Below are 12,047 nucleotides of genomic sequence, written 5' to 3'. Positions count from 1 at the left end.
ACGACGACATTTTACATTTATCGTCAGCAAGAAAAGAAAAGGAACCCGCTAATTTTATAAGCAGATGCTCTTTTTAAGCGACCTCTCATATAGCTTGATGTTATAATTAGAAGATCATCATAAATAAAAATTTCAGCATTCTCGTAGTTTTCTTGTATTATAAATTGGTCGGTAAACTCACCCGTATCTACATTAAAGTTTATTAATTTATGTCTCATCCTTATAATTAGACTGTCACCAATGCTAAAAATTTCTCTTACTGGACCCATACCATTCTCTAAAGGAATATTAGCAACTTTTTTATAATTCATTTCACCAGCAAAATCTAATAACTCATATATATATAATTCATCTGAACTTTTCACTGCCGCTACAGGTGGTATAAAAAACAATCTGTCCTCAAAATCAGTAATATAATTGTTAGAATAAGGTGTCGTTTCTATTCTTCTCTTCTCTATATTCGTATCAATAGTAACCCCCTCTCTACGTTCCCCTCTCTTTTTTACTCTATAAACATCTATCTTCCCATCCCAACTAGAACTTATCCAATAGTCATAAATACCACAATTAAAGACTCCTCCCTCTGAAAGATTAATTAAATTAATATAGTTCCCATCGCCTAACGTATATACTACAATATTAGCTTCATCCTTCCTATTAAAATAAAAATCAAAATGATCTGTGTTTTTAAAAGGCATAAAATTAACAGTATTTTTTTCTGCACCAATAGAAAATTCAGTTAATGAATATCTGTCCATAATTTCTCCGCTTATATAAACATCATCTAATAATTTTTTATCTCCAAATACCCTTTCTATTTCAAAATTCCAGTTGTTAATCGTAGGAAAAACTATTATATATCCTGTTCCCAAAACAATTCCTATAATAAGTACAAAAATAACTACCAAATTATTTTTAACAAACATTTTATTCACCCTTTTATAATTGTATATTTTCTCCATTATTTAAAAAGCTTTTTTAGTATCACTAAACTTTTATATTAAATACAATTTGTTGTTTTGTCTAAATAACAAGAATCTAGTGAAATTTACTTTAAGTAACCTTTTTTGAAATAATATCATAAATACTTTCGCCTTTATCTTTAAGCTCTTTCATTGTAACATCAAATGCCATTCTTCCATTTCTCAAAAATATAGCCCGACTTATAATGTTTTCAATATCTTCAACATTATTTGTTGCAATTATAATAGTGTCATCACTTTTGCGTTTTGATAAAATTAGATTTATAAGCTTCTTTCTTTCGGATATGTCTAAATCTAAAAATGGTTCGTTAATAAGAGTATACTTTGCTCCTTTAGAAAGTCCAATTGCTATTTCTAATTCTTTTTGCTCTTTTTTTGACATGGATTTTACTTTTTTAGATTTTGGTATATTTAAAAAATTAAGTAGTTCGTTAAAACGCTCAATATTAAATCCAGTATGCAGATTTCTATAGAATTTTTCATATTCTAATGGAGATAAATTTCTTTGAAGACTTCTATTTCCCGATATATAAGCAATGTTTTTGTATGCCTCTTCTCTTATTGGCAATCCATCTAACAATACCTCTCCAAAGCTTATCTCTGTTAAATTCATTATGCATTTTAGCAACACTGTCTTGTACTTGCTGTTATTATCAAGCACTCCAACTATTTCTCCGGGTTCAATTTTAAAATATATTTTTTCTAATATATTTACACCTTCTAAAACATCTATTCCTCTAAAAATATTTATACATTTAATATGTTTATAAACAATATTAACATCAAGCATCTTATCTCCCCCTTGTTCTATTTATACATAGTCTTTTGTTTTAATTTTGAATTTTAGATTCCCTTTTTTAAATATTCTAAGTGATAAATTCACAAGTATAATGTCTAATACAATTAATGATAATAGCACCCCAAAAATTGTTAATCCACTTCTATAGTAATGAAAAACCTGATACTTTAAACAAATTAATAGCCACGGCAATAGTATTAAAAACATTTTATATTTACCACTTCTTTCTATTATTGCTATGTAATAAGCAATTATAACCATTGTAAATAATAGCACCACTGTAACTAAAAAGTACATTGCGTAAAGGGGAAATATAAATCTTAAAAACTCTGACCTTGCTAAAGCCAGAATCAATGCATTGTGAACTAATGGAATCCCTTCTTGAGTGCTATACATTCTATAACATATAAATATGCTTATAACTTGTACTGCCCATGTCATAAACAAATACAATGTGGTGCTAATAATTTTAGAATAAAAAATATTTCTTCTCTTTTGAGTAAGCGTGAGTAACTCATACATACTCATATCTATTAAAAAATCTTTATATAAGAAAAATAGAGAACTAAACAAAACAATTACTAATACTAAAAAAAACACTACTGGAATTCCAGATATATTTATAAGATTTTCAAATCTTAAATGCTGATTTGCTTCTTTACTTATAGCCAATCTAAAAGCTATTGTTTGAAATATTAACATACCCATTATTATTAATATCATTACTTTGATTTGTCTATACATTTCTAAATTTGTTAAGTAATATATTTTTTTCAATTTTACTCCTCCTTGTTTCTAATTACAATTTTTACCCTCAATACTTTTTGTAAAACTTCTACACTTATTAGAGATGTCCACTACCTTTTTATAATAATCTAATCTTTAATATTCTATTTTAAAATCATAGTATTTTCGATTTGATAGATTATGAGGAATTATATCTATGTTTTTATCATAAATCCAGTCATCAGACATATCATTTTTTACATAACCATAATATAAATGCTCACCATTTTTATCATATACTGATACAGCAAGCACTATTTTACCATCAGCTCCTTCTTCTAAAGGAAAAAGAAATTTTTTCTGTAACATATAAAATTTTTCATTTTTAAAAATACCTTGATATACCAAAGCTTTCATTTCTTCATAGATATCTTCAATATATCCCACCTTCTCAATTTTGTCAGTAATCTCAAAAGCATATGCTTCTTTTAAACCGCTTCCTGTTGATAGCATAATTAAAGTATTACCATCAATAAAAACTTTATCTAAACTAGACACTTCTCTAAATTCATATTTATCAGTAACCTCCCCAGTATCTATATCTATATTTATTAATTTATATCCCTTTCTTATAATTAACCTGTTATCAATACTCAAAAATTCTATAATTCCACTATTTTCAGAATACATCGAAACATCTGCTAATTTTTTGTATTCCATATCACCATCATAATTTAGTAATTCATAAATATAAATTTCATCTGAACTATCAAAGCTTCTTATAGGAGCTATAAAAAACAACCGTTCACCAATATTAAGAATGTATTCTCTAGAATCAATTATACTTTTCACTCTCCAACATTCTGTATTGGTTTCAACAGTAATTTTGTCACCATAGTCTTCTCCTTTTTTTCTTCTATAAACATATATTTCATCTCCATACATAGAAGAACTTAGCCAACATTCATAAATGCCAAAATCAAATTTTCTATTATACCTAAAACTAGATCTTTCAATATAATTAACATAATCTCCTCTACCTAAAACAACTGCCACAACAGTAGATTCCAATCTATTATAATAAAAATTAAAATGATTTCTGTTTTTAAAAAGATTAAACTTAACTGTATTTTTTTCTTTTCCAATAGAAAATTCAGTTAATGAGTATCTGTCCATAATTTCTCCACTTATGTATACATCATCTAATAATTCTTTACCTCCAAATACCGTTTCTATTTCAAAATTCCAGTTGTTAATCATAGGAAAAACTATCATATAGCCTACTCCAAAAACACTTATTAAAAAAAATGTCAAAAAGATTACCAAATTATTTTTTACAAACATCTCATTCACCCTCTTTTTATTTCATAAAAAATTATCCATTAGTGCTTTTTTACATAACCATAATTCTATTATTTATAAAAATGATATAGCCGTTATCTTTTCTAACTTAAAATATAATTGTTATTCATGAATTAATATCTACACACAAAATAATGTTTAGTAGTTTCCAAGAAATATAGCAAGAAATGTTCCTATTAAAACAAACGGTGCCAATGGTATAGTGTCCTTCCTAGTCTTTTTTCTCATAGCCAAAAGACCTATTGCTGCTATAAAACACACAAAAAGGCTAAACATAAGAGAGATAATTGTTCCATAATAGCCCATGAAAATGCCTATTATGGCGTACATTTTCGCATCTCCCATTCCTATTGCATTTCTCATAACTAATGCTCCAATAAGAAAGACTCCCCCTCCAAGCAACAGGCCTTTCATGTCAGATATAAATATCTCAAGTATGGCTTCATTTTTTGAAAACATCTCTATTACATAAAATACAAGTCTTGCTAAAAATCCTGTAAGTATAAGTTCATTTGGTATACTATTACTTTTATAGTCTATGTACGCTATTGGAGATAAAAGCATAATCAAAAAAGTAAGCTTAGATGCTTTTATATATTCTTCAAAATAATTGTATTGCATACCAAAAGCAACTATTCCAAGTACAAATACAACTGCTAAAAATAAAATATAGCTAGGTTTCATAGCAATAATGTTGCCTATATTAATCCCTGACTTTCCATCTTCATATACTCTGTCTTTTTGCAAGTAACAACTTATTAAAATTGTACATATCAAAACCATAGGCACACAAACTAATAGCCACATTTTAACCTCTCCCACTGTTTATTTTAAATAATGGGGTCAGGCTTGAATAATTAATTATTCAAGCCTGACCCCATTATTAGATTTCACAATCAACAACTCGTCCTTCACTTTTTGCTTCAACTACAAAAGGTACAACAGCTTTGTGCTCAGGATGGACTTTGTACTTCTCTAAATCCTCTTTGGTGTTAAATTCCGAATACAGTACTATGTCTGCACTATTTTCAGTTTTAGAAAAATCTATACCTACTTCAATTTTTAATAATTCAGGTATTTTAGCTTCTAGTGATTCAAGTTTTTCTTTTATTATTTGAGCATTTTCCTCTTTTGTATTTCCACAAGCTGATTCTTTCAATTTCCACATTACAATATGCTTAATCATGCTTCATTCTCCTCTCATTTTATTAAATTAAAATTTCCATATAAACCTTATGGTTTTTAATTTTATACCACATTAATTATTTTTGCAATATTCAAGCTCCTTAAAAACAAAAACTATATTAAAGAAAAATAAATCATAGCCGATATTTGTTATAATAAATTAAACTTTGCAAATAAAATATGTTATCATTTTGTAAGAGTTTATGGTAATATTATATGTGTTGAGTTTTTAATTTAATCTATTTCATTGGGCAAAGCCCTCTGAAATAAAAACAATTTACTTTAGTAATGGCTAAGAAATAACATCCGATTCTCGTCGGTCAAAACCCGTTAATTCATCTGGATTTTGTCCTTGAGAATACAAAATTATTTCTAAGGCATTACTTAACACTAAAAAATTAATGGGGGTCTGGTAATGAAGTATTCTGTAAAAATAGCTACACTTTTTTTAGTAATTATAGTTTCTTTAAACATCTTTTTAACATCTTGTGACAATGGTAACGATGAAATCAAATCCGATGAATTTAAGCACGGACAAACTGTATGTCTTCTTATGCCTTATACTGGTGAATATTGGTGGAACACAATCGCTAAATATTTTGAGTTAGCAGTAACAAATGATGGTTGGAATTTCAAACTTGACACAGCAGATGGTTCAGAAGAAACACAAGCTGAGCAAATACTCAATTATGCACAACAATCTGATATTTTATTTGTTTTTCCTACAAGCTCAACTGCTATAAATGATGCAATTAAAACAGCAGAACAGGAATATAATTGTCCTGTAGTTTCATTTAAAGGTTTTGTGACTGAAGAAAGTCGCTTTTCTGTAATATTTGATGATTATAACGCAGCAAAATCAATGGCAAAAGAAGCAGTTGAGTGGATAAAAGAAAAGCATGGCACAACTGAAGGAAAAACCATAGTTTCCATAAACGGTGATTTAAGACAAAGCGGTTGGGGTTTACGTCAAGAAGGATTTGATTGGATAAAGGAAAATCATCCTGAAATCAACTATATTTCATTAATAGGAGGCCTTGCCCCAAATGGATGGGCTGAAGCTATTGATGAATATTTTGCCGGTACAAATGAAGCCCCTGATGCTATAATTTCAGGAAGCGATGGATCGTATCTTGTGGGGACACTTAGTGCTTTGGAAAAATACGACAAACTTTATTATGCAGGAGATCCAAACCATATATTTATAGCCAGTATCGATGGCAAACCATCAACTTTGACATGGCTGAGAAAGGGATTAATTGATTCAGTTTATGCACAAGTTCCAAATGCAATATCTAATTCTGCTTGGGAAATTGCTAAAGAATATATATTAAAGGATGCTTCTTATCAATATGAACCATATGAAATGCCCGAAATTCCACTACCTCTTGTTGCTAAACAGCCAGAAGGTACTTATTGGGGGAATGACGATATGACCGTTAATACATATGAATATTCTAAAACTCCTATAGGTCAAACACCATTTCCTATTGTCAACAAAGATAATGTAAACAACTGGGATCTGTATGGAAACAGCATTGTTAAAATACTTGGTGAAGATATTCACCCTTTACCTAAATTTAAACCTAAAGGAGAAGTTCCGACTTGGAGTCAAAACCTTTTAGATGAATACAATAATTGGATAACAAGTGAGTAAATAAGGTTTTGCAGATTGATATATTCTTTAAAACAGAAACTTCAAGTGGAAAAACTCCACTTGAAGTTTCAAAAAATAACTTTACTTTCGAATCAGTTAAAGTTAGCTAGTAAAATCTTCTTGCAACAACTCTTTTATTTTCTCCAATGGAAGTGGCTTATAATAGTAAAAACCCTGTGCATTTTTACATTCTTTTGATTTTAAATATTCAATCTGTTCTTTAATCTCAATTCCCTCAGGAATTACTGAAATATCTAATTTTTCAGCTAAAATTAATATGGCATCAATAATTGCTTGATTTTTCTTGCTTTCTAAAATATTTTTAGTAAAAGACCCATCAATTTTTATGAAATCTATCGGTAAAAATTGCAGTATCTTTAATGATGAATATCCAGTTCCAAAGTCGTCAAGGGATATTTTAATACCATATTCTTTGTATTTATTAACTATTTCAGTTATACTGTCTTTAATCCTAGAACTAAATACACAGGTCTCTGTTATTTCAATTATTATTGAGGATGAAGGTATTTTATAATTTTCCAGTTTGTTTTTTATTTGTTCAAACAGCTGAGGATTATCAAATTGCTTAGGTGAAATATTTACTGAAATAGGAACTAAAGAAACTCCTGATCTATTCATTTCTTGATAATCCTTGCAAATTTTTTCAAAAATACAATCTCCAACCTTATCTATTATTCCAATATTTTCAGCTAAATTTATAAAATCTTCAGGACTAACAATCCCATATTTAGGATGCTGCCACCTTGCTAACGCTTCCATATAAATGATTTTTTCTGTATCCATATTTACTATTGGTTGATAATACACAACAAATTCATTATTCTTTATCGCATTTCTCAAGTCAAATTCCAACAATAAATTATAGTTTTGTTTTTCATATGAAGAATTTTTGTAATATCTATATGTGTTTTTCCCCTCTTTCTTTGCATTGTACATAGCAATATCAGCATTTTTAAGTAAATCATCTTGTGTCCTGCCATCATAAGGATAAATTGCTATTCCCATGCTTAGTGTAATAGGTAATACCTTATTATCTATTACTATTTCTTTTTCAAATTCTTTTTGAATACGATCTGCAACAATTGAACTGTTTGCTGAGTGACTGATTTCTGTTAAGAGAATTGTAAATTCATCTCCTCCTAAACGAGCAACAATATCCGTTGCTGGGTTTATTGAATCTCTCGCAACACAATCGCTCACTCTAATACATTTCAAAAGCTTTTTACTAACTTCTTTTAATAATACATCACCAAATCTGTGACCTAATGTGTCATTATATTTTTTAAAATTATCAATATCTATAAAAAATATAGCTAAATTTCTCTCACTTCTTTTATTGCTTAGAATTGCCTGATTAAGTTTTTCCATAAATAAAAATCTATTGGGCAGATGAGTTAAATTATCATAATAAGCCAAATAAAAAATCTTTTCTTCTGATTTTTTTCTTGCCATAGCATATCTAATAGCTCTTTCTAAACCATCTGCATCTAACTTGCTTTTTTCAATATAGTCTGTTGCTCCATTTTCCATTGCACTAACATCCACTTCTCTGTCATCCTGACCTGTTAACACTATAATTGGAATGTTACATCCCTTTTCTTTTATCTCTCGCATTAATTCTATTCCATTATATCTGCCTAAATTATAGTCCATGAATATCACGTCAAAATGATTTTCTTCAGAAGTTATAATATCAATAGCTTTGTCATAAGTTGATGCCCAGTCAATAGTGTAATTTTCATATTTAATTTGAGATACTACACTTTTCATAATTATATAATCATTTTCATCATCTTCAACTAATAATAATTTTATACTTTTACTCACTTTAATAATCTCCCTTCTATAAAATCACAAAAAAGTTTATTTAGCCTCTTCATAATTTAAAAGTCCCTCCAAAATCAAGCTTTTTAAATATATAAATTTTATTTTAATTATCTTCAGGAAGAATAACACTAAAGGTCGAACCTTCACCTAAAGCACTATTAGCTTTAATTATCCCACCATGCCTTTTTACTATCTTTTGGCATATCGATAATCCTATGCCTGTCCCTTCATATTCATTTTTGCCTACCAATCTGTGAAAAACACCAAAAACCTCATCAGCGAACTTTGATTCAAAACCAATTCCATTATCTTTCACCTTTATTTCATAATAACGCCTATTTGGATTTAACTCCGACAAAATCTTTTCATCAGTAACCAATGAACTGCTGATTTCTATATATGGTTTTTTATCTTTTTCTTGATATTTTAATGCATTGCCAATGAGATTTTGAAATAATTGTCTCATCTGAATTGGATCTGCTTCTATGGACGGTAAATAATCTATTTTTAATTCAGCATTTTTTTCACATATTTGAATTTCAAAGTCACTTACAGTTTCATTTATAATTTTTTGCAAGTCAACTTTTTCAATAGGATTTGGTTTTGAAGTTATTCTAGAATATTCTAACAATCCATTTATTAATTTTTGCATATAATTTGATGTGACAACTATTCTATTTAGTAAATCAGTTCCCATACTATCAAAACGATCTTTAAACATATTATCAAGATTTTTGCTAAAAGCAGCTATTTGGCGAAGCGGTGCTTTTAAATCATGTGACACAATATGAGCAAAATCTTCTAATTCTTTATTACTATTTTTAAGTTTCGCTTCATATATTTTTTGTATTTTTATTTCTCTCTCAAGTTGATTTTTTTCAGCTTGTATTTTCAATTTATTAAAATTATCTATGGCTAAACCTGCATATTCAGTAAAGCTTTTTACATGTATATAATCTAAATCTGTCAACGCATCATTTTCTTTTAGTTTCATAATAGAAATTACTCCTATTGTTTGATCTGAAACAATCAGTGGAATAAAAATCATCGAATAAACAAGCTCTTTTATTTTATAAGAAAGCTCTTTAGATAATATGTCATTTTCTGTATCTTTAATAAAAATATTCTCATTAGTTTTCAAAACATTTCCCACTAATGAGTTCTCAATAGATACCTGTTTGTTTAGGAAAAATGATTTTAATTTCTCATCATTCATTTTATTAACATCAGATGTATCAATTAATTCAGGAGAATAAAAGGTTCCTGCAATATTTTTTATAGTTAATACATCTTTTTGATTATTTAATAAATATAATGCTGCACCATCAGCTGTTGTATAATTAACAATTTGCATAACAATGTTTTCATGAACATTTGAAATATCAGTTTCTTTTATATTTTTTTGAGCAAGTTCTTTTGTAAATTGAATAATATTCCCAACATTGTCTTTAAGGTCATCTGTAAATCCATTAATATCCTTATACAATATACCAAATTCATCATTGGTTTTTATATATTGTTGCTTTGTAAAATTACCTTTAGAAATATTTGAAATGGCCTTTGATATTAAACTAACATTTTTAGAAATCCTGTTTATTATTATTACAGAAAAAATAATTATAGAAGTACATAGGAAAAACAATATGGTAAAATAAATATTACGCTTTCGTATTTGATCTAATTCGCTTTTTTCATGTAAAGCATCAACAAGTGAATTTATAGAATCTCTCACATTTAAAGAGAAAAAGCTCTTTAGTTCTCTTATTTCATAATAAGTAAAATACAAATCTCTATTTTCATAAAGTAGTGTCGGGTCAGTTAAATCAATTCTTTGCAAAGTTCCATTATTCTCAATTTGGTTAAGTTGATTTTTAATTACCAAAAACCTTGAATTAGCACTTTCATTTACTCTAACCAATGAATCATATTTGAATTTTATATCTTCATCCGATAATAAGTCCTTTAGATTTTTTGACTCTACAAAATCAGATAGTGAATCAGAATAATTATTTATTGATTCGATCCAAATATCTTTTGTTCGCATTAAGTCTTGAGTTGAAATAAGCTCATTTACTGAACCCAGTGCAATCTCAAAATCTATTATCAAATCATGCCCTTTTATAATTGTCTGATAATTACTAGATGACTCATTTATTTCATATATTAATAATAGCACACTAAAAATAATACAAAATATTAAAGTTGCTATTACTAAAAATAGTTTTGATCTTATTTTCAAAATCATCTTCCTTTAAGTAGAATTTTTATTAATTAAATCTATAAATAAAAAAATAACTGTTCAATGCATTTTTTCTAGGCATTACAGTACCGTATTTTAAGTTCATTATACTAAAAGGAACAACATATCTTTTACTAAAATTATAATTTGCAGAATTTGCTTTCATTCTGCTTTTTCATCTTTTGAAAAGCTACAATTTTTATTTAGTCTTTTACATCTGTCAAATGTTACAGGTACTAAAGACTTGTTTTTTATTACTAATATTATTATATAAGAAATGGTGCTGTTATGCAACTAAATGAAACGGTTTACGCATGAAATTTTTCTATTCATAGTAATTACATAGTAATATTTTAAAAATAGGGTCAGGCTTGAATAATTTACTTACTCATATGAGTAGGTAAATTATTCAAACCTGACCCTATATATATTTGTATTATAAATCAGAAAATTTATCAAAAACTTGTTTAGAATTTACGCTGTCATCTTTTACTATAACTAGAGTCATTTGTCTCATGTCATCGTAACATAACTCATCCCCTTGCCGTAATTCAGTTATACTTAAACCTATCCAATTGTTTTCTCCTACCCTAGCAATATCACCACAAAATTCAAAATCATTCACTCCTATATCTTCTAAATAAGTATTAATTTCTTCATTATGAGGGTTATATAAATTATTCATCTCTCCTTCATCAAAACTCAATTTATCTGTTTTCTTTAAATCATCTTTTTCAATATCATATATATAATTTAATGTTGAATTATCTATTCGTGAAATCCTCTCGATTAATATATGTGTTCCTTCTTTATTTACAGTAACATTTGTCCACCAATCATCTTGTGTATCTTTAGTATCTAGTGTAATTAAATCAACAGCTCTACATATTCTATGTTCTTTTAAATCATATACAATAATTCCCCAATAGTCATATATAACCGCAATGTCTTCTGATGCATAACACAAATTTGGTAGACTAGCTCCAATTTTGCTTAATGCCATGCCTTTTACAACTTCTACATCATTTTCAGGAAGTAACCCAAGTGACTCTTGTTGATCTAATTTTTTATTTTGGCATGACACTAGTAAACTAGATATGAATAAAAATATCATTATTCTCATAATAAATTTAAACCCTTTTTTGTTCTGGTTTTTGTTTAAAGTGTTAATAAATCCTTCTTCCATAGTTTTTACTCCTCCCAACCTTGTTTTAATATACATGTCTCTTACGTTCTACAATTGCAGAA

The 12,047-nt window shown here is 27.9% G+C and carries 11 protein-coding genes; 1 reads left to right on the top strand and 10 read right to left on the bottom strand.

Annotated features, from left to right (window positions below; all coding sequences use genetic code 11):
• Nucleotides 1–23 precede the first annotated feature (23 nt).
• From RBH29_RS01315 to RBH29_RS01290, 6 genes are all read right to left on the bottom strand, one after another.
• Nucleotides 24–926 carry a hypothetical protein gene (locus tag RBH29_RS01315; protein ID WP_306694575.1) on the bottom strand — a complete coding sequence of 301 codons (903 nt, stop codon included), beginning with the start codon at nt 924–926 and terminating at the stop codon, nt 24–26.
• 127 nt (nt 927–1,053) lie between these two features.
• Nucleotides 1,054–1,773 carry an ATP-binding cassette domain-containing protein gene (locus RBH29_RS01310; protein WP_306694573.1) on the bottom strand — a complete coding sequence of 240 codons (720 nt, stop codon included), beginning with the start codon at nt 1,771–1,773 and terminating at the stop codon, nt 1,054–1,056.
• A 21-nt stretch (nt 1,774–1,794) separates the two neighbouring features.
• Entirely contained in the window at nt 1,795–2,559 is a 765-nt protein-coding gene (locus tag RBH29_RS01305; protein ID WP_306694571.1) for a hypothetical protein, read from the bottom strand.
• A gap of 105 nt (nt 2,560–2,664) precedes the next feature.
• Entirely contained in the window at nt 2,665–3,852 is a 1,188-nt protein-coding gene (locus RBH29_RS01300) for a hypothetical protein (protein ID WP_306694570.1), read from the bottom strand.
• Nucleotides 3,853–4,008: 156 nt separating this feature from the next.
• Nucleotides 4,009–4,677 (bottom strand): prepilin peptidase, encoded by a 669-nt coding sequence (locus tag RBH29_RS01295; RefSeq protein ID WP_306694569.1) that lies wholly within the window; start codon nt 4,675–4,677, stop codon nt 4,009–4,011.
• 76 nt (nt 4,678–4,753) lie between these two features.
• Nucleotides 4,754–5,056: a Dabb family protein gene (locus RBH29_RS01290; protein ID WP_306694567.1), complete on the bottom strand. Its 303-nt coding sequence runs from the start codon at nt 5,054–5,056 to the stop codon at nt 4,754–4,756.
• A 414-nt stretch (nt 5,057–5,470) separates the two neighbouring features.
• On the opposite strand from RBH29_RS01290, the gene RBH29_RS01285 reads away from it, so the two are divergent.
• Nucleotides 5,471–6,712: a sugar ABC transporter substrate-binding protein gene (locus tag RBH29_RS01285; protein WP_306694566.1), complete on the top strand. Its 1,242-nt coding sequence runs from the start codon at nt 5,471–5,473 to the stop codon at nt 6,710–6,712.
• Nucleotides 6,713–6,814: 102 nt separating this feature from the next.
• On the opposite strand, the gene RBH29_RS01280 is transcribed toward RBH29_RS01285, so the two are convergent.
• The 4 genes from RBH29_RS01280 to RBH29_RS01265 all read right to left on the bottom strand — a co-directional run bounded on the left by RBH29_RS01280 (nt 6,815) and on the right by RBH29_RS01265 (nt 11,985).
• Nucleotides 6,815–8,560 (bottom strand): GGDEF domain-containing response regulator, encoded by a 1,746-nt coding sequence (locus tag RBH29_RS01280; protein WP_306694565.1) that lies wholly within the window; start codon nt 8,558–8,560, stop codon nt 6,815–6,817.
• A 103-nt stretch (nt 8,561–8,663) separates the two neighbouring features.
• A complete protein-coding gene (locus RBH29_RS01275; RefSeq protein WP_306694564.1) occupies nt 8,664–10,799 on the bottom strand; it encodes an ATP-binding protein in 2,136 nt (711 codons plus the stop codon).
• A gap of 28 nt (nt 10,800–10,827) precedes the next feature.
• A complete protein-coding gene (locus RBH29_RS01270) occupies nt 10,828–10,965 on the bottom strand; it encodes a hypothetical protein (protein ID WP_306694563.1) in 138 nt (45 codons plus the stop codon).
• A gap of 270 nt (nt 10,966–11,235) precedes the next feature.
• Nucleotides 11,236–11,985, bottom strand: a complete 750-nt coding sequence (locus RBH29_RS01265; protein WP_306694561.1) for a hypothetical protein — start codon at nt 11,983–11,985, stop codon at nt 11,236–11,238.
• Between the last annotated feature and the right edge of the window lie 62 nt (nt 11,986–12,047).

It is taken from the genome of Herbivorax alkaliphila (genome assembly GCF_030848475.1).
Taxonomy (GTDB): Bacteria; Bacillota; Clostridia; order Acetivibrionales; family Acetivibrionaceae; genus Herbivorax.
This window is presented reverse-complemented; position numbering and strand designations above follow the sequence as displayed.